1 protein-coding gene is annotated in these 1,135 nt (G+C 50.7%); it reads left to right on the top strand.

Going from position 1 to position 1,135, the window contains the following annotated elements; translation table 11 throughout:
* Window positions 1-1,135: VCBS domain-containing protein (locus A3739_RS08795; protein WP_197472219.1), on the top strand; the 1,135-nt coding region annotated here is incomplete at both ends.

Genomic DNA, 1,135 nt, shown 5'->3' with positions numbered 1-1,135 from the left:
AAGCGAATGGTACCTGGACCTATGATCTAGATAATCAAAGTCGCGACGTGCAGCGGCTCGGTGCAGGCTCCTCGCCGATCAATAATACGCTGACCGATGTGATACAAATCCATTCGGCAGACGGCACCGCACACAGTATTTCGGTGACGATTACAGGTATTAACGACGCGCCCGCTTTGAGTGTCATTACAGCACAATCGGCAAGAGAGGGTGATAGCACTAAGACCACAGGTGTGCTTACCGGCTCGGATATTGATACGAATGACCAACTTACCTTTAGTGCACCGAATGTAGATGGTTTTGTACTAAAGCAAGATGGTAGCTATAGCTTCGACCCAAACCACGGTAGTTATAACCATTTGGCGCAAGGCGATGTACAAACCATCACCATCCCTGTGACAGTAACTGACCTAGCTGGCGCGACTGATACCAAGAATCTTGTCATCACCCTAACGGGCACAAATGACGCGCCGGTATTACAGCAAATCCAAGCGCAAAGTGTGACAGAGGATGGCCAATTGCTAACGGGCCAGCTTACAGCAACGGATACTGACGACCATGAAGTCGCTCGTTACAGCGTAATGCAGCAAGTTGATGGGTTTACCCTGCATGCAGACGGCAGCTATAGCTTTGATCCGAGCCATGCGAGTTACCAACACCTAGCGGCAGGTCAAGTTCAAACGCTGACAATACCCGTTGGCGTAGTCGATCAAAGCGGTGCAACCGATACGCAGAACTTAACCATTACCGTGCACGGCAAAGATGATACGGCGATCATCAGCGGTGCGGATACCGGAATGGTGAGAGAAGATACCACGCTGCAAGCGACGGGCACGCTCAGTGTAAGTGATAAAGATGCTAGTCAGGATCATTTTCAAGCGGGCGATATCCAGGGTGTACACGGAACATTACACCTTCAAGCGAATGGTACCTGGACCTATGATCTAGATAATCAAAGTCGCGACGTGCAGCGGCTCGGTGCAGGCTCCTCGCCGATCAATAATACGCTGACCGATGTGATACAAATCCATTCGGCAGACGGCACCGCACACAGTATTTCGGTGACGATTACAGGTATTAACGACGCGCCCGCTTTGAGTGTCATTACAGCACAATCGGCAAGAGAGGGTGATAG

This window comes from Oleiphilus sp. HI0067, assembly GCF_001635735.1.
The sequence above is the reverse complement of the archived record's forward strand: the minus strand, read 5'-3'. Positions and strand labels throughout refer to the sequence as shown.